At 48.9% G+C, this 21,147-nt stretch carries 8 protein-coding genes and 1 pseudogene; 5 read left to right on the plus strand and 4 right to left on the minus strand.

The genetic code is table 11. From position 1 onward, the window contains the following. Positions 1-366: 366 nt before the first annotated feature. The 4 genes and pseudogenes from ACOMHB_RS11830 to ACOMHB_RS11845 all read right to left on the minus strand — a co-directional run. Positions 367-1,947 (minus strand): F-box/WD repeat-containing protein, encoded by a 1,581-nt coding sequence (locus tag ACOMHB_RS11830; RefSeq protein WP_448216760.1) that lies wholly within the window; start codon positions 1,945-1,947, stop codon positions 367-369. Positions 1,948-2,098: 151 nt separating this feature from the next. After that, complete coding sequence (locus tag ACOMHB_RS11835) at positions 2,099-3,673, minus strand: F-box/WD repeat-containing protein (RefSeq protein WP_448216761.1); 1,575 nt, start codon at positions 3,671-3,673, stop codon at positions 2,099-2,101. Between the two features lie 151 nt (positions 3,674-3,824). Then, on the minus strand, positions 3,825-5,402 hold the full coding sequence (locus ACOMHB_RS11840; protein WP_448216762.1) for an F-box/WD repeat-containing protein: 1,578 nt from the start codon (positions 5,400-5,402) through the stop codon (positions 3,825-3,827). A gap of 202 nt (positions 5,403-5,604) precedes the next feature. After that, a pseudogene (locus ACOMHB_RS11845) lies at positions 5,605-5,722 on the minus strand (DUF4277 domain-containing protein); the annotation flags it as partial. Between the two features lie 398 nt (positions 5,723-6,120). Between ACOMHB_RS11845 and ACOMHB_RS11850 the strand changes: the two are divergent. The 5 genes from ACOMHB_RS11850 (at position 6,121) to ACOMHB_RS11870 (ending at position 20,993) form a co-directional block, all read left to right on the plus strand. Further along, a complete protein-coding gene (locus ACOMHB_RS11850; RefSeq protein WP_448216763.1) occupies positions 6,121-6,267 on the plus strand; it encodes a hypothetical protein in 147 nt (48 codons plus the stop codon). 171 nt (positions 6,268-6,438) lie between these two features. Beyond that, on the plus strand, positions 6,439-10,062 hold the full coding sequence (locus ACOMHB_RS11855; protein ID WP_448216764.1) for a PEP/pyruvate-binding domain-containing protein: 3,624 nt from the start codon (positions 6,439-6,441) through the stop codon (positions 10,060-10,062). A gap of 189 nt (positions 10,063-10,251) precedes the next feature. After that, on the plus strand, positions 10,252-13,365 hold the full coding sequence (locus ACOMHB_RS11860; RefSeq protein WP_448216765.1) for a PEP/pyruvate-binding domain-containing protein: 3,114 nt from the start codon (positions 10,252-10,254) through the stop codon (positions 13,363-13,365). Positions 13,366-13,521: 156 nt separating this feature from the next. Continuing rightward, a complete protein-coding gene (locus ACOMHB_RS11865; RefSeq protein WP_448216766.1) occupies positions 13,522-17,028 on the plus strand; it encodes a PEP/pyruvate-binding domain-containing protein in 3,507 nt (1,168 codons plus the stop codon). A 185-nt stretch (positions 17,029-17,213) separates the two neighbouring features. Continuing rightward, positions 17,214-20,993: a DUF4116 domain-containing protein gene (locus tag ACOMHB_RS11870; RefSeq protein ID WP_448216767.1), complete on the plus strand. Its 3,780-nt coding sequence runs from the start codon at positions 17,214-17,216 to the stop codon at positions 20,991-20,993. Positions 20,994-21,147 lie beyond the last annotated feature (154 nt).

Here is a 21,147-nt window from a genome sequence, read left to right on the forward strand (position 1 = left end):
CGGACTGATAAGGCCAGGTTGCGCGGATACCCATCAGGGCCAGAGGGTTAGACCTCATGAATAGGCCGTATATATGATTGCAGTTATCTTTGTTTGCTAATTAACAAAACAGGCTCTTGCAAAACGGGGCGGACCATATAGGCTCCTAGCAGCCTGTCGGACTTAAGACTGTCCTACACGGCAACTGCTCCTGCGTTGCTCTAGCTCCTGCATCCATGCAGTCGTGCGGTTGCAATAAATTGGTCTAAAAATCTCTGTTTCTTCGTCAAATAGCTCGCTATTCTCCTCAGAAACAGAGATTTTTATCCTCAATTTCTTGCAATCCTCGCTACGGACGCTTAAGTCCGACAGGCTGCTAGAGAGCCATTAATGATTACTCCGTAGTTCAGTGATTTTCACCGAAAGGTCTCTGGAGACTGTTACCACATAGCGACCATCGGCGCTGAAGGCGGCTGATTTTAAACCGCAATCATTAAAATCAATGCCGTTATCGTGTGAAATGCCGGCTTTTTCTAACCATGACCCATCGGTCTCCTGACCAATTATTTTCGCAGTTCCGTCTTTGCTGGCAGTCACCACATGGCGGCCATCAGGGCTGAAAGTGGCTGATAAGACTCCGCCTTCATGGAAAATGCTGGTTTCTGGTTGCCATGACCCACCGGCTTTCTGGCTATAAATTATTACTCTACCATTCGCAAAAGTTCCTATACCACCCACAGAAGCAGTCACCAGATAGTGGCTATCGGGGCTAAAGTTGGCTTCGAAGACCCAGTGATTATGGTGAATGGTGTCTTCTCGTTCCCATGATCCATCGGCCTTATGACCAAAGATTACAGCCGTGCCATCGCAACTGGCGGTCACCATATAGTGACCATCGGGGCTGAAGGTCGCTGATTTGATGCTGTTACCGTGTTTAAAGCTGGTATTTTCTAACCATGATTCATCGGCCTGCTGGCTGAGGATTGTTGCCGTACGATGCTTATTGGCTATGACCAGATGGCGGCCATCGGAGCTGAAGCTGGCTCTTTTGATCGGACTGTCCTGTTGGATAGTGGCTTCACTTTTCCATGATCCATCGTCCCTGAGGCCATAGATTTTTGCCGTTTTATCTCTACTGGCGGTTACCACACGGCGACCATCGGTGCTGAAACGGGCTGAGCTGACACGGGCAGTATGGGTAATGCAGCCTACTCTTTCCCAGGACCCATCGGCCTGATGGCCACAGATTACAGCCGTGCCATCGGTACTGGCAGTTACCATATGCTGACCATCGGGGCTGAAGGTGGCTGATCTGAGCCAATCGGCATGGTGAATGATGTCTTTTACTTCCCATAAGCCAGCACCCTTGTGAACGTAGATTTGTGCTGTGTCGTTATCGTAACGGGTAATGACCAGGTGGCAGCCATCGACACTGAGACTGGCCGAGTCGATGCGGCTATTTAGTTTGATGGTTGATCTAGTCACTAAGTTAAATGTTTTGCATTCAGCCATCAGCCTGGCTTTGGTGAAAAAAAACAGAGCAGGCACATAAGCCCCCTCCGGGCTGCGATCTGTGAGTGACTTCACCAACGCCTGATCATTCGTGAAGGATTCAAACCAATCACGAAGTTGATCCTTGTTTTTTGTATTGATGGCTATCCTCAGCTGATTCTGGTGCGAGGAAGGAAAACGGCGATACCAGGCTTTTGCCTCAGCATTATCCTCTTTGATTGCATCGCGCAGGAGGGTACATACCTGTTTTAAACGGCATATATCCCGAAGTTCCAGACAGCGAAAAATCATGGGTAATGACGATAAGTCCAGCAGTGAGGGTTTATCCTTTTTTTCCCTGATTGCTACAGTGACACACCTGCCTGCAATGGTGCCCGTTGTTGTTGCCGATTCCACTTGCCCGGGTGGTGGTGAGGTGTGACTTTCACTACTGAAGTCAGTATCTATTCCATTCATGCCTGGTTCCCTGAGAGTAAATATTTATTCCCGATAGTTAAGGATGTCGAACAATAATCTCGTTGGTTGGAGTCGGCTTTGAAAAGAAAGTTCATCCTATTGTTAAGCGAAACGAGCAAAGTGTACGTCTTTCTGCACAGGCAGAATGTCGTTACTCAGTGACAGTAAACAATGAATTGTTACTCCGTAGTTCAGTGATTTTGACTGCGCCGTCGGAACCGGCGGTGATCACATGGCTGCCATCGGCGCTGAAGGCTGCTGAGGTGATCCAGCCATCATCAGGGTCAATGCTGTTACGGTGGGAAATGCTGGCTTTTTCTAACCATGTGCCATCGGCCTTCTGACCAATTATTTTCGCTGTTACGTCGTCACTGCCAGTCACCACATGACGGCCATCAGGGCTGAAAGTGGCTAGTAAGACTGCGTCTTCATGGCTGATGTTGGCGACAGGTTTCCATGATCCATTGGTTTTCCGGGCAAAGATTTTTATCGTGTTATCACTACTGGCAGTTACCAGATAACGGCTATCGGGGCTAAAGTTGCCGTAGACACGGTCAGTATGGTGAATGGTGTCTTCTGGTTCCCATGATCCATCGGCCTTATGACCGTAGATTACAGCCTTGCCGTCTTTACTGGTAGTGACTACATAGTGGCTATTGGGGCTGAAGGTGGCTGATTGGATGCTGCCATGATGGTCGATGCTGACTTTTTCTAACCATGATTCATCGGCCTGCTGACTAAGGATTTTTGCCGTTTTATCTTTACAGGCGGTCACCAGGTGCTGGCCATCGGAGCTGAAGCTGGCAAATTTGATCTTACTTTTCTGCAAGATAGTAGCTTCGCTTTCCCATGATCCATCGTCCCTGAAGCCATAGACTTTTGCCGTTTTATCTTTGCTGGCAGTCACCAGATGGCGGCTATCAGCGCTGAAGCTGGCTGAGACGACATCATCAGTATGAGCAATGATGCCTGCCAGTTCCCAGGACCCATCGGCCTTGTGGCTGTGAATTAAGGCCGTGCCATCATAACTGGTAGTCACCAGATGCTGACTATCGGGGCTGAAGGTGGCTGAATTGACCCAGTGGGCATGGCGAACGACGAGTTTTAGTTCCCACAATCCAGCATCCTTATGAAAGTAGATTTTTGCTGTGTGATCTTGACAGGCGGTGACCAAGTGGCAGCCATCGACACTGAGGCTGGCTGAGATCAGTGCTTTATGTTCGTGAATGGTCGATGTTGTGACTAATTTAAATGTTTTACATTCAGCCATCAGCCTGGCTTTGGTGAAAAAAAACAGAGCAGGCACATAAGCCCCCTCCGGGTTGCGATCTGTGAGTGACTTCACCAACGCCTGATCATTCGTGAACGATTCAAACCAATCACGAAGTTGATCCTTATTTTTTGTATTGATGGCCATCCTCATTTGATTCTGGTGTGATGAAGGAAAACGGCGATACCAGGCTTTTGCCTCAGCATTATCCTCTTTGATTGCATCGCGCAGGAGGGTACATACCTGTTTTAAACGGCAGATATCCCGAAGTTCCAGACAGCGAAAAATCATAGGTAATGAGGATAAGTCCAGCAGTGAGGGTTTATCCTTTTTTTCCCTGATTGCTACAGTGACACACCTGCCTGCAATGGTGTCCGTTGTTGTTGCCGATTCCACTTGCCCGGGTGGTGGTGAGGTGTGACCTTCGCTACTGAAGTTAGTATCTATTCCATTCATGCCTGGTTCCCTGAGAGTAAATATTTATTCCCGATAGTTAAGGATTTCGAACAATAATCTCGTTGGTTAGAGTCGGCTTTGAAAAGAAAGTTCATCCTATTGTTAAGCGAAACGAGCAAAGTGTACGTCTTTCTGCACAGGCAGAATGTCGTTACTCAGTGACAGTAAACAATGAATTGCTACTCCGTAGTTCAGTGATTTTGACTGCGCCGTCGGAACCTGCGGTGATTACATGGCTGCCATCGGCACTGAAGGCTGCTGAGGTGACGCAGCAACCATGAGGGTTAATGCTGTTATGGTGGGAAATGCTGGCTTTTTCTAACCATGTCCCATCGGCCTCCTGACCAATTATTTTCGCTGTTTCGTCACTACTGCCAGTCACCACATGACGGCCATCAGGGCTGAAAGTGGCTGAGATGACTTCGTTTTTATGGCTGATGTTGGCGACAGGCTCCCATGATCCATCGGTTTTCCGGGCACAGATTTTTATCGTGTTATCACTACTGGCAGTTACCAGATAACGGCTATCGGGGCTAAAGTTGGCATCGCAGACACAGTCAGTATGGTGAATGGTGTCTTCTGGTTGCCATGATCCATCGGCCTTATGACCGTAGATTACAGCCTTGCCATCTTTACTGGTAGTGACTAGATGGTGGCTATTGGGGCTGAAGGTGGCTGATTGGACGCTGCCATGATGGTCGATGCTGACTTTTTCTAACCATGATTCATCGGCCTGCTGACTAAGGATTTTTGCCGTTTTATCTTTACAGGCGGTCACCAGATGCTGGCCATCGGAGCTGAAGCTGGCAAATTTGATCGGACTTTTCTGCAAGATAGTAGCTTCGCTTCCCCATGATCCATCGTCCCTGAGGCCATAGACTTTTGCCGTTTTATCTTTACTGGCAGTCACCAGATGGCGGCTATCAGCGCTGAAGCTGGCTGAGAGGACACCATCAGTATGAGCAATGATGCCTGCCAGTTCCCAGGACCCATCGGCCTTGTGGCTGTGAATTAAGGCCTTGCCATCATAACTGGTAGTCACCAGATGCAGACTATTGGGGCTGAAGGTGGCTGAAAAGACCCAATGGGCATGGCGAATGACGAGTTTTAGTTCCCATAATCCAACATCCTTATGAAAGTAGATTTTTGCTGAGTGATCTTGACAGGCGGTGACCAAGTAGCAGCCATCGAAACTGAGGCTGGCTGATATCAGGAATTTATGTTCGTGAATGGTTGACGTTGTGACTAATTTAAATGTTTTACATTCAGCCATCAGCCTGGCTTTGGTGAAAAAAAACAGAGCAGGCACATAAGCCCCCTCCGGGTTGCGATCTGTGAGTGACTTCACCAACGCCTGATCATTCGTGAAGGATTCAAACCAATCACGAAGTTGATCCTTGTTTTTTGTATTGATGGCTATCCTCAGCTGATTCTGGTGCGAGGAAGGAAAACGGCGATACCAGGCTTTTGCCTCAGCATTATCCTCTTTGATTGCATCGCGCAGGAGGGTACATACCTGTTTTAAACGGCAGATATCCCGAAGTTCCAGACAGCGAAAAATCATGGGTAATGAGGATAAGTCCAGCAGTGAGGGTTTATCCTTTTTTTCCCTGATTGCTACAGTAACACTCCTGCCTGCAATGGTGCCCGTTGTTGTTGCCGATTCCTCTTGCCCGGGTGGTGGTGAGTTGTGACTTTCACTACTGAAGTCAGTATCTATTCCATTCATGCCTGGTTCCCTGAGAGTAAATATTTATTCCCGATAGTTAAGGATGTCGAACAATAATCTCGTCGGTTAGAGTCGGTTTTGAAAAGAAAGTTCATTCTATTGTTGACCGAAACGAGCAAAGTGTCCGTCTTTCTGCATAGGCAGAATGTCGTTACTCAGTGACGGTAAACAATGAATTACTGCTATGTACAGAGTTTATAGAGCCCAAGCCATTGATGATCATTGCAACTACAGCTTGTCCAATAGTGACATTACGAACATCAGAGTCATTTGTGATACGGGCATCGATATATTCGGCTATCTTTAACTCCCGACACCATAGTGGCAATCAAGCCAGGGTGGTTGAGGTTCTCAGACGGGTACTTAGGTAAATATCAGTCGCTGTGGTGAAAGGCAGTTATCGAATGAGCGTAAAACCCCGTACTTTGATGACGGGGATGAAAGCTCGGCTTGCAGAGCAAGCCCCTTGTGCTACTTTACTATCCGTCAGGTGTTTTTAGCGGTTACGCTACCTGACAGGAAAAGTAAAATACTTTCCGCTTTCTGCCCGTGTTTGTTAACGGGGTCGCCTAGGCAATCCGAAAGGTAGAGCAGATTGTCGAATAAGGTGTATGCCGCCGCTATAGGGTAAGGTATACACTGCGGTCGGGCATGACCGTCTAGCCGTAGGAATCCCCGTCCTTTAGAGGGTGTCGCAAAACTCCAACAGCTCGTTCCCATGCTCTTAGGTCGTCATTCCCGCGAAGGCGGGAATCCAGCGCCGACGGTGGATCTCTGCCTTCTCGGGGATGACAAGGCCAGGGGGGCACCGGGCAGTATGGTTCTGGTGGTCAGTCAGTGTGGATTGCCGCTTTCGCGGGAATGACGAGAATGAAGCCGGGAATGACGGGAGTCAAATCGTTCCCACGCTGGAGAGAGTTTTGCGACACCCTCTGAAGATGTGAACCAGAGTTTTGCGACACCCTCTTTAGGGCGGGGAGGATTCAATGCTAACCAATAACTCTGGGATGGATATTAATATGAGAGGGATTTCTTGATGTTACCTACTGCTCTAGTTGATAAATCAGACCTTTGCAGCCTGACAACGAATCCGGATCAGAATGCCGGGACTGCAATTCCATCCATAGGGGCTAATGGTTCATCCGAAGGCTATTTGGCTGGTCATGATACCACTGTCGTTCCCGATCCAAAGTCACTGACCGAGCGCACCTGCCGTTCACCTGATTCAGATCAGGCCTCTGACTGTTTTGCCGGCAACCGGGAACAATTTGGGGGCAAGGGAATGTTTTTGCGGCGCATGAAAAAAGCCGGTCTGTCTGTTCCGCCCTTTGAATGTGTTACTGCCCAGATCATGAATGGGCTTGAACAACACCCTTTGGATACCCATCTTTTAGACCGCTATTTACCGGAGTTTGTTTGTGAACCCCTGGCTGAAACCAGTGTCAAAAGCATCCGGGAGTCTATCAATGCCTTGCTGCCTTCAGAGCAAACCAGAAGGGATGAATGGCTGGTGGGTCTGGCGCAATTTATTGCCAGTGATGACTATTACCAACAGGTTAAAGATTCCGACGCGGCCCGGCAAATCAGGGCTTTGCGCCGCCAGCTGGAAGAGCTTTCTAAATCGCAGCCCGTGATTGTGCGCAGCTCTGGCATTAATGAAGATAACTACGGCGATGCCCAGGCGGGCAAATACCTTTCTTTAATTCAGGAAGAAGAGGATGTTTTAAGTACCTGCCTTAAGGTCATGGCTTCAGCTTATCGGCCTGAAGTCTGTCCCGAAGGCATACCAAAACCGATGGCACTGATCATCCAGCAGTGTATTGACTGCAAATACGGCGGGGTTGTCATGAGCTTTCAATCTTTTCAGGATGATACCGTCAGGGTTGAGTACACATACGGTCAACCCAAAGGTGTGGTAGCAGGGCAGTCCGGCAACAGGCCCCACCGTATTGATATTTATCGCGAGGATCGTAAAGAAGAAGCTGACAGCTATCAATACTTTGTCGGGACGATCTCAAGTCATTTCGTTCTGCACAAAAAGAACAACGGCTACTCGGAAATATCAATTGATAATGTTAATGCTCAATCAGACGACGGTGGACAGAAACTCACTGATGAAACGGTTTCAGAACTCATAGAGGCGGTGACAAAGCTGGAAGACCTGTTGCTCTGTCCTGTGGATGTGGAGTTTGCCATTGATCGCCGGGGTTGCCTGTTGCTGTTACAGGTGCGCCCTGTTACCCGACTCTCTGGCAGCATGGATTTTGCCATGCTCATACCCAAAGAGACTCTGACCATTGGTGAGGGCATCAGCGAAGGCTATTGCACCGGAACACTTTGGCTGGGCCGGGAACAAGCGGCTGACTCTATGCCAAAGGGAGCCATTGTCGTGGCCGACCACGCTGAAGAGTGGATGCTTGAGCCTGAGTTCCTGAAGCGAGCAGGGGGTTTTGTCTTTGCTAAAGCGGGATTCAATGATCATGTAGCGATCCTCATGAAACAGGAAAAAATAACCTTAATGCGGTGCGCTGAAGAGTTTGCGGCATTGGCCCCTCAGAATGGCCAGCAGGCGACGCTGGCCTGCGCCCGCTTTAACGGTGAGCCCGGAGCCTTTATTGTTGTTGGTGATCTTACCGGAAAACTGGCCAGTCGCAGAAGCCTGGCCTCTGCTGTTGCTGATGCACCCCTGGCAAAGGCCATCCCCTCACGGGAGGATTTGTCTCCCCCTGAAGGCACATTCCTTGAGGTTGCCAGCGGATTTAAATGGCTCACGGAACAAAACGCCCGACTGTTGGCATTTTTTGCCTCCGGCAGCGGACTGGATTGTCTGGCAAACCCGATAAAACTAAGCATGTCGCCACAACGATCAAAGCTACTGGCTGAGACCAGGGAGAGCGTCAATCGGCTGGTGCTTGGGACTCAGTCACTGTTGGCTGGGTACCGGGCATTCCTGGGGCTGGCGGGTAACAGTGATTTATCTCCGCTCAAGTCATGGCGGGAAGAGTTACCGCAACTGGTCAACCGCTTCGAGGCTCTGAAAAAGACCATCCGATATGGTTTGGAGAGTATCATTCTCCCCTCGCAAGCCGGTGAAGAAGACCAGAAATCCAAGGGCGCTTTTCGTCACTGGCTGGCCGCCTGCCAGCAGCTGCAATCTTGCCTTCAGGCACTTAACCCCAAGCAGGCTGATCAGGTCCGGAGTGTCCATGAGCTGATTTTTGCCCTGCATCAGCGCTTCGTAAAGGCACTGGCACCGGTCACAATAGCCTCGGGTCAGGGCCGACTGTCCAGTGAAAGGAAAATTACCTATGTCGATTGTACAACCTCAAGTGATGAGGAACCGCTATTGAGGCCGACCGGCAGAGCATACATGGAAGAGTTGGGGCTCTCAGGGACGGTTATCAGTATGGATGAAGCCATAATTGTTAACCTGAATCTTGGCAGTCATGTGGGCGTGATCGAGCTACTTGAACAGGCAGAGGGAGGTAAAGAAAGAACCTTGCGGCTAACCTTTTCTGACAAATTTGATAGACCTTTTGACTATGGTAGATCCGGCAAGTTCAGGCGTATGTGGTTTCTGGCGCAACTTTTGAGAGAGATCAGGCTGGATGAAAATGCGGGTAGCATGAAGCTGAGCTGCAATGCCGCAGCGGGTGAAATGATCGTCGAATGTCCGCGAATGAAATCACGTAAATCCATGCAGTATGCCTTTGAACATCTGATCATTGTGTTACGTGCCATGTATAATCTCGATCGTCAGTTCGGGGATAAACTTATTTTTGAAGGCGGCCAGTGGGACTTTAACCGGCTTGCACAGCGCCTTGGTCGTGATGTTGCGACAGAAGCGGATAGATTCGCCTTTCAACATTGCCTTTTTGTAATGTCTTATCGGAGTGGGGGTAGTTGGTACATTACTGCTGCCTGCAGCCGGTTATTAAGCAAACACTACCAACAGTTTATTCATCATGCCCGGCGCCTGGGTGCCTGTCAGTTCTCAGTATTTCTCCGGGAAAAACCGGAGGACAGCCTGCGGGAAATGTTAATGAGTGATGAGATAAGTGAGGATATCCGCAGGGAGCTATTACATCATTTTTTATTATTAAATCCCATAAGCGCCACCCGATTGGTTGAGCAAGTGTATAACCTGGAAAATCAATGCTTTGTTATCAATCCATCTTTCCGTCACAGATTGGAGTTTTATGCGCCACCGGGCCCACCGCTCGGGGATCATAAAGAAAAGGTCAGGAGTGCTCTGCTGAAGCATGGTCTGGACTGTGCCAGCCAACGGGTTCGAAATGATAAAGACTTTGTATTACCCGCCATGTCCGAACATCCCCTGGAGCTGCGAAATTTGAATGAAAAGCTGCGGGATGATAGAGAGATTGTCATAGCCGCTGTCGAAAAGTATCCGGGAGCTTTGCGTTATGCCAGTAGAAGACTTCGAAGCGATAAAAGCGTTATCGGAGTGGCAATTGCTGATGGCATTGATGCCTTAACATTTGCCAGTGATACGGTATTGAGTGATCCTGAGTATATGCTGGACTTAATTGCAAAGAATCATGAAGCTTTCCATTATGCTGCTTCCGAGCTTAAAGATAATGAAGCTTTCATTAATGCAGCAAAACAAAGAAACCCCGAACTTCGTAAATACCTCAGATAATCTGCGAACAAGGTCTGATCGATTCAGACAACGCTGACCAGTGCCAACCCTGTTGCCAGCCTGTTGTTGTTTTTTCTACTGCGTGCCTGAAGCTGACGGGGGAACTTTATAAAAACATGATTGTCAAATGTAAAGGTAATGACCAGTTGTTGATTCATGGATGAATATTAACGTGAGAGGGATATCTTTATGTTACCTTTACCACCTGCAACCATTGGCAGATCAGATTTTCAAAGTCTGGCAATTGACCCCAATCATAAGACTGAGGCTGATCGTCCAGCCAAAAGGTATCTTGGTGATCCTGAAGCCACTGGCGTTCCCGACACAAGGTCACTAGCCAAGCGCAAATGCTGTTCTCCTGTTCAAGATCAGGCTGATCATTGTTCTCCTGCCAACCGGGCACTAGTTGGCGGCAAGGGAATGTTTTTGCAGCGCATGAAAGCAGCCGGTTTGTCTGTGCCGGCGTTTCAGTGTGTGACAACTCAGGTCACCAATGCGCTGGAACAATACCCTCTGGATAGCCAGCGTCTGGAACCCTATTTCCCCGGGATCGGCAATGAACCGGAGGCGGAGATCAGTCTGGCAAACATCAGGGAATGCCTCAATGTGATGCTGCCTTCAGAGCAAGCCAGAAGAGACAGCTGGCTGGCGGGTCTGGCGAATTTTATTGCCAGTGATGACTTTTATGAGCAGGTTAAAGATTCTGAAGCGGCCCGACACATCAGGGATCATGGACTATTAACATCAGGGCCGCTTATTGTCCGCAGTTCCGGCATCAATGAAGATAACTACGGCGACGCCCAGGCGGGCAAATACCTTTCGGAAGTTCAGGGAGATGAGGATATTTTGCGAACCTGTCTAAAGGTTATGGCCTCAGCTTACCGGCCTGAAGTCTGTTCCGAAGGCATACCGCAACCCATGGCGCTGATTATCCAGGAGTGTATTGACTGCCTGCACGGCGGAGTCGCCATGAGTTTTCAATCCTTTGATGATGATACCGTCAGGGTTGAGTTCACACGGGGGCAGCCCAGAGGGATAGTGGCCGGGCAGTCCGGTAACAGGCCCCATCGTATTGATATTTTTCGCAAGGAAGGCGCCGACAGCTATCAATACTTTCCCGGGACCATCTCGAATCATTACATCCTGCGCAAAGACAATAATGGCTATTCGGAAATAAGAATGGATGATGCCGATGCCCAATCAAACGACGTTGAACATCAACTCACTGATGACATGATTTCAGACCTCAGGGCGATGGTGATAAAGCTGGAAAAACTGTTGCTCTGCCCCGTGGATGTGGAGTTTGCCATAGACCATCAAGGTCGTCTGTTCCTGTTGCAGGTGCGTCCTGTCACCCGACTCTCCGGCGACCTGGATTTCGCCATGCCCATACCTGAAGAGACTCTGGCCACTGGTGAGGGTGTCAGCGAAGGCTATTGCACAGGAACACTCTGGCTGGCTGAAGAACAAGCGGCAGACTCTATGCCAGAGGGAGCCATAGTCGTGGCCCGACACGCTAAAGACTGGATGCTTGAGCACCGGTTCCTGAAGCGGGCAGGAGGCTTTGTTACTGCCACAGGCGGATTCAATGATCATGTAGCGATCCTGATGAAACAGCAACGCAAAACCCTGATGCTGGCCGGTGACCAGTTTGCGACCCTGGTCGCTCAGGTTGGTCAAAAGGCGACGCTGGCCTGTGCCCGCTTTAACGGTAAGCCCGGTGCCTTTATTGTTGCCGGTGACATGACCGGGAAACTGTTGAGTCACGGCATTCTATCCTCTGCTGTTTCTGATGAACCTTCAGCAAAAGCCATCCCTGCATGGGATGAATTGTCCCTTTCAGAAGGCGCACTCCGTCAGGTCGCCAGCGGATTTCAATGGCTCACGGATCAAAATGCCCGCCTGTTGGCATTTTTTGCCTCCGGCGGCGGGCTGGATTGTCTGGCAAACCCGGTAAAACTGAGCATGTCGCCACAACGATCAAAGCTATTGGCAGAGACCCTGGACAGCGTAAATCGACTGGTTCATGGGGCTCAAGCGCTGCTGGATGGGTACGAGGCATTCCTGCAACTGGCTGTTAAGAAGAGTTCAGACAGAGTCGAGTCATTGCGGCAAGAATTACCGCTGCTGAGCGACCGGTTCGGGATGCTGAAACAGACCATTCAATCCGGGTTAGAGCGTATCACTCCTCCCATGCAAGCCGCTGAAAAAGAGAAGGTATCCCCGGTAAGCTTTCGTCAGTGGCTGGCAGACTGTCATCAGCTACAATCCTGTCTTCAAGCACTCAACCCTGAAAGCGCTGAGCAGGTGCGAAGTGTCCATGAACTGATTTTTGCCCTGCATCAGCGTTTTGTGGAGGCATTGGCACCGGTCAGTCTGGCTTCGGGTCAGGGCAGGCTTTCCAGGGAAGGTTTTGTTGACTACGTTGATTGCACAGTTCGGGGTAACCTGGATGAGGAGGCAGCGATACTGAGCCCCTACTGCAAAACATTAATTAAAGCATTGAGGAAACGAGGGACTGTTATCACTATGGATGAAGCTGTGATTGTTAACCTGCATCTTGGCAGTCACGTGAGCCTTATCGAGTTTCTTGAACGGGCAGAAGGGGGGAAAGGACGAACCCTGCGGTTGACATTTTCTGACGAATTTGACAAAGATGATAACGCTGAAAATTCCGGCAAGTTCAGGCGTATGTGGTTTCTGGCGCAATTTTTGACAGAGATCAAACTGGATGAAAATGCTGATCCCATGAAGCTGAGTTGCAACGCCGTAGCCGGTGAAATGATCGTCGAATACTCTCGAATAAAATTAAGTCAAACCATGCAGTATGCCTTCGAAAAACTGATCATTGTCTTACACGCTATGTATGATCTGGATGTTCGGTTGCAGAACAGGCCCATTTTTGAAAGAAGCCATTGGGACTTTAACGTGCTTGCACAACGCCTTGATCGTGATGTTGCGACAGAAGCGGATAGATTCGCCTTTCAACATGGCCTTTTCTTAATGTCTTATCGGAGTAATAGTGGTTGGCACAAAACTGCCGCCTGGCGCCAGTTATTGAGCAAACACCAGCAACAATTTATTGATTATGCTCATCGGTTATTTGTTTATCTTTTGTCATTGAAAACTCGGGTAAAATGTGAAGAAACTGCGCGGGAAATCTTGATGAGTGAGGACACTCGCAGGGAACTCTTAGATCATTTTTTATTTTTCGAGCCCATAAGCGCTACCCGATTGATTAAGCAAGTGTATGGCTCGGGAAGTCAATATTTGTTATCAAGCCGTCTTAAAGTTACAGACTGAAGTGTTATGCGCTAACAGATCAACCGTCTGAGACCATGAGGAAATGTTGTTTTTTTTCTAATGCGTTGACGGGGGAACTTTATAAAAACCTTATTGTCGAACGTGAAGGTAATGACTCGCTGTTGAATCATGGATTTACATGAGAGGGATATCTTTATGTTACCTTTACCGCCTGCAACCACTGGCAGATCAGATTCTCAAAGTCTGGCAACCCCCGATCAGAATACTAAGGCTTATAGTTCAGCCAAAAGGTATTTTGGTGATACTGAACCCGTTGTCATTCCCGATACAAGGTCACTAGCCAGGCGCAAATGCCACTCACCTGTTGCAGATCAGGCTGCTCATTGTTCTGTTGCCAACCGGGCACTACTGGGCGGCAAGGGAATGTTTTTGCAGCGCATGAAAGCAGCCGGTTTGTCTGTGCCGGCGTTTCAGTGTGTGACAACTCAGGTCACCAATGCGCTGGAACAATACCCTCTGGATAGCCAGCGTCTGGAACCCTATTTCCCCGGGATCGGCAATGAACCGGAGTCGGAGATCAGTCTGGCAAACATCAGGGAATGCCTCAATGCGTTCCTGCCTTCAGAACAAATCAGAAGAGACAGCTGGCTGGCAGGTCTGGCGAACTTTATTGCCAGTGATGATTTTTATGAGCAGGTTAGAGATTCTGAAGCGGCCCAACACATCAGGGATCACGGACTATCAACATCAGGGCCGCTTATTGTCCGCAGTTCCGGCATCAATGAAGATAACTACGGCGACGCCCAGGCGGGCAAATACCTTTCGGAAGTTCAGGGAGATGAGGATATTTTGCGAACCTGTCTAAAGGTTATGGCCTCAGCTTACCGGCCTGAAGTCTGTTCCGAAGGCATACCGCAACCCATGGCGCTGATTATCCAGGAGTGTATTGACTGCCTGCACGGCGGAGTCGCCATGAGTTTTCAATCCTTTGATGATGATACCGTCAGGGTTGAGTTCACACGGGGGCAGCCCAGAGGGATAGTGGCCGGGCAGTCCGGTAACAGGCCCCATCGTATTGATATTTTTCGCAAGGAAGGCGCCGACAGCTATCAATACTTTCCCGGGACCATCTCAAGTCATTACATCCTGCGTAAAGACAATAACGGCTATTCGGAAATAAGAATGGATGATGCCGATGCCCAATCAAACGACGTTGAACAACAACTCACTGATGACATGGTTGCAGACCTCAGGGTGATGGTGACAAAGCTGGAAAAGCTGTTGCTCTGCCCCGTGGATGTGGAGTTTGCCATAAACCATCAGGGTCGCCTTTTCCTGTTGCAGGTGCGTCCTGTCACCCGACTCTCCGGCGGCCTGGATTTCGCCATGCCCATACCCGAAGAGACCCTGGCCATTGGCGAGGGTGTCAGCGAAGGCTATTGCACGGGACCACTCTGGCTGGCTGAAGAATCAGCGGCAGACTCCATGCCAGAGGGCGCTATTGTCGTGGCCCGACACGCTGAAAACTGGATGCTTGAGCACGGGTTCCTGAAGCGGGCAGGAGGCTTTGTTACTGCCACAGGAGGATTCAATGATCATGTAGCGATCCTGATGAAACAGCAACGAAAAACCCTGATGCTGGCCGGTGATCAATTTGCGACCCTGGTCACCCGTGTTGGACAAAAGACGACACTGGCCTGTGCCCGCTTTAACGGTGAGCCCGGTGCCTTTATTGTTGCCGGTGACATGACCGGGAAGCTGGTGAGTCATGGAAGTCTATCCTCTGCTGTTTCTGATGTGCCGCAAGAAAAAGCCGTCCCGTCATGGGATGATGTGTCCCTCTCTGAAGACGCATTCCGTCAGGTCGCCAGCGGTTTTCAGTGGCTCACGGATCAAAATGCCCGCCTGTTGGCATTTTTTGCCTCCGGCGGCGGACTGGATTGCCTGGCAAACCCGGTAAAACTGAGCATGTCACCACAACGATCTAAGCTGCTGGCAGAGACCCTGGACAGCATAAATCGGCTGGTTTATGGGGCTGAAGCGCTGCTGGATGGGTACGGGGCATTCTTGCAACTGGCTGTTAAGAAAAGTTCACACAGAGTCGAGTCATTGCGGCATGAATTACCACAACTGATCGACCGGTTCGTGATGCTGAAACAGACCATTCAATCCGGGTTAGAGCGTATCACTCTTCTCATGCAAGCCGCTGAAGAAGAGAAGGTATCCTCGGTAAGCTTTCGTCAGTGGGTGGCAGACTGTCATCAGCTACAATCCTGTCTTCAAGCGCTCAACCCTGAAAGCGCTGAGCAGGTGCGAAGTGTCCATGAGCTGATTTTTGCTCTGCATCAGCGCTTCGTAAAAGCGCTGGCTCCGGTCACTCTGGACTCGGGTCAGGGCATTCTGTCCAGAAAAGGGGAAATCACCTATGTCGATTACACGACACCGGGTGCAGAGGCACCGCTGCTGAGGCCGTCCGACAAAGTACTTATTGCAGAGTCAAAGCTTTCAGGGACTGTTATCACCATGGATGAAGCCTTGATTGTTAACCTGAAACTTGGCAGTCATGTGGGCCTTATCGAGTTGCTTGAACAGGCAGAGGGGGGGAAAGGACGAACCCTGCGGCTGACATTTTCTGACCAATTTAACAGAACTGATTACGCTGATAAATCCGGCAAGTTCAGGCGCATGTGGTTTCTGGCGCAATTACTGAAAGCAATCAAACTGGATGAAAATGCTGATCCTATGAAGCTGAGTTGCAACGCCGTAGCGGGTGAAATGATCGTCGAATGCTCCCGAATGAAATTACGTCAAACCATGCAGTATGCCTTTGAAAAACTCATCATTGTGTTACGTGCTATGTTTGATCTGGATCTTGATTTGCGTTCCAGACCCATTTTTGAAGGAGGTCGGTGGGACTTTAACCTGCTTGCGCAACGTCTTAATTGTGATGTTGCGACAGAAGCCGATAGGTTTGCCTTTCAACATGGCCTTTTTGTAATGTCTTATCGGAATTGGAATGGTTGGCACTATACTGCCGTTTGCTGCCAGTTATTGAGCGACCATCACCAGCAGTTTGCCCATCATGCCCGGCGGTTAGGTGCGTATCAGTCGTCATTGTTTTTTCATGAAACACCGGAAGAGAGTCTGCAGGAAATCTTAATGAGTCATAAGATGAGTGAGAACACCCGCAGGGAGCTCTTGCATCACTATTTATTGTTTGAGCCCAAAAGCGCTACCAGATTCATTGAGCAAGTGTATGTCTTGGGAAATCAATACTTTGTTATCAAGCCGTCTTACAGTTACAGACTGGAGTTTTATTTGTCACCAGGTCAACCGTTTGGGGACTATAAGGAAAAGGTCAGGAATGTCATGCTGGAACATGGATTGGATTATGCCAGCCAGCGGGTTTGGAATGATAAAGACTCTGTATTACCCTTCATTTCAGAATATCCCTTAGAGCTCAAATATTTGAGCGAGGAGCTGAGGAATGATAGAGCTATAGTCATGGCCGCTGTCAAAAAAAATCCCAGAGCTCTCTGTTATGCCAGCGAAACGTTATTGAATGATCGTGAATATATGCTGGAGTTAATTGCAAAGAATCATCAAGCTTTCCGATATGCTGCTTCAGAGCTTAAAGCTGATCCGGTTTTTATGGATGAAGCAACCCTCAGAAGCCCCGAGCTTCGAGAATACTCCAGATAATCTGCGATTAACGTCTGACTTATCCAGACAACTTCTGCCAGTGCCAACCGTGTTGTTGTTTTTTCTGTTGTTTGTTTCAGGCTGATTGCTGAACTTTTTAAAAAAATTATTGTCGAAACAAAGTAATTGATTAATGCCACAGCCATTGAACCATGGATGAATGTTAATAATAGAGGGATATCTTGATGTTTCATGCTAATTTTGGCCGTTCAGAGGGTCAAATCCTGAAAACTGATCCAAATCGGAATGCCGACGTTGGCGGTCCATCCAGGGGGGTTCGCAGCCTATACAAAAGGCGTTTCAGTGATCCTGGTCCCTGTGGCGCCCTGACCAGCGAAACTCCACTGGCCAAGCGTGATTGTCGTCCATCTGTTGCAGATCAGACTGCTGGCTATTCTCCTCCCAATCGGGAACAACTGGGCGGCAAGGGGATGTTTTTGCAGCGCATGAAAGAAGCGGGCCTGTCTGTTCCGCCGTTCCAATGTGTGACTGCTCAAATCATGAATGCGCTGGCACAACACCCTCTCGATCCCCATGCTTTAGACCACTATTTCCCCAGGTTTGTTGATAAATCGCTGGCAAAGACCAGCCTCAGGAACATCCGGGAATACCTCAATACCTTGCCGCCTTCAGAGCAAACCAAAAGGGATGACTGGCTGTCAGCTATGGCAACATTTATTGCCAGTGATGACTTTTACGAACAGGTTAAAGATTCTGAAGCGGCCCGAAAAATCCGGGAGCTGCACCGTCAGGTGGACCGACTCTCTGGATCACAGCCCGTGATTGTCCGCAGTTCCGGCATCAACGAAGATAACTACGGCGATGCCCAGGCAGGCAAATACCTCTCTGTCATTCAGGCAGGAGGCGATGTTTTCAGAACCTGTCTCATGGTCATGGCCTCAGGTTACCGGCCTGAAGTCTGTCCCGAAGGCATACCGCAACCCATGGCGCTGATCATCCAGCAGTGTATTGACTGTCGATATGGTGGAGTCGTCATGAGCTTTCAATCTTTTCAGGATGATACCATCAGGATTGAGTACACACGGGGTCAGCCCAGAGGCATAGTGGCAGGACAGTCCGGTAACACGCCCCACCGTATCGATATTTCTCGCAAGGGTAGGGAAGGCAATGACAGTTATCAATACTTTCCCGGGAAGGTCTCCAGTCACTTTGTCCTGCACAAAAACAATGATGGCTATCTGGAAACAGAAATTTATGATGCGGACGCCCAATCAGACGACAGTGAGCATAAACTCAGTGATCATTTGGTTGCAAAACTCAGTCAGGCGGTGACAGAGCTGGAAAAGCTGTTGCTCTGCCCGGTGGATGTGGAGTTTGCCATCGATCATCTGGGTAACCTGTTCCTGTTGCAGGTGCGCCCTGTTACCCGGCTTTCTGGCGGCATGGATTTTGCGATGCCTATACCCAAAAAGACCCTGGCCATTGGCGAGGGTGTCAGCGAAGGCCATTGCACCGGAACACTCTGGCTGGCTGAAGAACAAGCGGCAGACTCTATGCCAGAAGGAGCCATTGTCTTAGCCCACCATGCTGCAGACTGGATGCTTGAGCCAGAGTTCCTGAAACGGGCAGGGGGGTTTGTCTTTGCCGAAGGAGGCTTCAATGATCATGTCGCGATCGTTATGAAACAGGAAGGAAAAACCTTGATGCTCGCCGGTGGACAGTTCGCGGTCGTGGCCGCTCAGGTTGGCCAACAGGCGACGCTGGCCTTTGCCCGCTTCAAAGGTGAGCCTGGCGCCTTTGTTGTTGTCGGTGACCTTAGCGGTGAACTTGCCAGTCGCAGAAGCCTGTCCTCTGCATTTTCTGATGTGTCGCTGCTCAGAGCCGTCCCGTCACGGGATGATTTGTCCCCCCCTGAAGGCACATTCCTTAATGTCGCCAGCGGTTTTCAGTGGCTCACGGATCAAAATGCCCGTTTGTTGGCATTTTTTGCCTCTGGTGGCGGACTGGATTATCTGGCAATTCCCATAAAACTGAGCATGTCACCACAACGTTCAGAGTTGCTGGCAGAGATCAGAGTCAGGGTAAATCGGCTGGTTCAGGGGGCTGAAGCATTTCTGGATGGCTACCATGCGTTCTTGTTGCTGGCGGGTAAAACAGATGATGACAAGGTTCAGTTATTGCGGGATGAAATACCGACATTGAGCAACCGGTTCGAGGCGCTGAAACAGACCATCCGATCCAGTTTAGAGGCTATCATCCTGCTTCTGGATGATGGTAAAAACAGGCAGATAACATTTCATCAATGGCTGACTGCCTGTCAGCAACTGCAATCCTCTCTGCAAGCACTGAATCCTAAAGAGGCTGAGCAGGTCAGGAGTGTTCATGAGCTGATTTTTGCCTTGCACTGGCGCTTTGTAGATGCACTGGCACCGATCACTCTGCTTTCCGGTCAGGGCAAGCTATCAAAAGAAAACAAAATTACCTACCTTGATTACACAACTCAGCGCAACCCGGGAGAAAAGGTACCGCTATTGAGGCCGTCCTCGAAACCATTAATCGAAAAGTGTAGTTGTTATGGGACTGTGGTCGTTATGGATGATGTCTTGATTGTTAACCTGAAGCTCGGAAGTCATGTGTGCCTTATTGAGCTGCTTGAATGCGCAGAGGGAGGCAAAGAACGAACCTTACGGCTGAAATTCTCTGACCAGTTTTATAAAGATGATGGTGTTGATACAACCGCCAAGTTAAAGCGTATGTGGTTTCTGGTGCAGTTACTGAAAGTGCTCCAACTGGATGAAAATGCTGATAGCATGAAGCTGTTTTGCAATGCGGTAGCAGGAGGCATTATCGTCGAATGCACTCGAATAAAAGCAACTGAAAACATGCAGGATGCCTTTGAAAAACTGATTATTGTATTACGTGATATGTGTAATGTGGATTGTAAAATGCAGTACATTAAGGTTTTTGAAGGAGATCAGTGGAACTTTAGCTCACTGGCACAACGCCTGAGCGGCGATGTTGCGGCAGAAGCTGACAGGTTCGCCTTTCAACATTGCCTTTTCGCAATGTATTATGAGAAGCATTTCTCCTACAATCCTGATTATTTCCTGTTATTACCCGATCACTACCAGCAATTTATTAATTATGCCCAACGGTTTGATGAGTGTCGTAATAAATCGGAGGATGACTATCGGCAAATATTGATGAGCAATGAGATCACTGAAGAAACCCGCAGGGAATTTTTACATCATTTGTTATTCCTCGATGCCAAAAGAACGGCTCCATTGGTTGAAGATATTTATCCCGATTTGAGAGATAAATACTATGTTATAAAACCATCATCCTACAGTTACCGGCTAAGTTTTGAAGTCCCTCCGGATCTGTGGCTTTCTGATGATAAAGAAACATTCAAAAAAGCCTTGCTGAAGCACGGACTGCAATATGGCAGTCAACGGGTTCGGAATGATAAAGATCTGGTATTACCAATCATTGCAGAACGTCAAGGAGACCTTGAGTTTGCTGGTGAAAAAATGAAGAATGATAAAGAGGTTGTCATGACTGCAGTCAAAGAGCATGGCGTTTGGCTGCGATATGCCAGCCCGGAAATGCTGGATGATGAAAACATTGTAAAGGTCGCTATCGCCAGTTATCCACCAGCACTGAGTTTTGCAAGTGAAAGAATCCGAAGCGACAAAAACATTATACAAATGGCAATTGTTGATGATATCTGTTGCTTACAATGTGCCAGCAAAAGAGTACGGAGTGATCGCGACTATTTGCTGAACTTGATTGAACATAATTATCGTGCTTTCGACTCTGCTGCTAATGAACTTAAACGCGATAAGGATTTTATCCGATCAGCAATCCACAGAAACCCTGATGTTGTTCAATACCTCTCTGCGGAGACTTTAAGAATGTGTCTGAGTACTGGGAGTGCAAGTTCACAACAGAAAAATCAGCCCGAAAACGCTGAGGACCATAACGTTCTGTGTAACATCCTCTAAGCCTGATTATCAGCCAGTTGCTACCGGTTTTTTTAAGCAGGCAAGCAACAGTTTTCTCATCAGATAACGCCCTCCAGTGCAAACCGAGTTGTTATTTATCCTATTGCGTGCTTCAGGCTGAACTTTATAAAAATAGTATTGTCCAAACAAAGTA

It is taken from the genome of Endozoicomonas sp. 2B-B, from assembly GCF_053470045.1.